Raw genomic sequence first — 308 nt, forward strand, 5'->3', positions numbered from 1 at the left:
AAATAAGTATTTGAGAAAGACTTCTGCACCTATCACAGAACTTACAGGAAGTGATAGATATGAAACAGCAGTTAAAATAAGTAAAGAGGGTTGGAAAAATGGTTCAGACAAGGTAGTTATAATAAATGGAGATGTAAGTATTGATGGAATTATATCAACTCCATTAGCAACTACATATAATGCACCAATACTTTTAGTTGAAAAAAATAATGTTCCTGCTAGTGTAAAATTAGAATTAAAGCGTCTAAACCCTAAAGATGTAATTATAATTGGAGATGAGAATTCTATTTCTAAAACTACTGCTAATC

1 protein-coding gene is annotated in these 308 nt (G+C 29.9%); it reads left to right on the forward strand.

What is annotated here, in order from left to right:
• On the forward strand, positions 1-308 hold a 308-nt coding region (locus KGF39_RS19655), incomplete at both ends, for a cell wall-binding repeat-containing protein (RefSeq protein WP_227823599.1).

It is taken from the genome of Clostridioides sp. ZZV14-6345 (genome assembly GCF_020657775.1).
GTDB lineage: Bacteria > Bacillota > Clostridia > Peptostreptococcales > Peptostreptococcaceae > Clostridioides > Clostridioides difficile_D.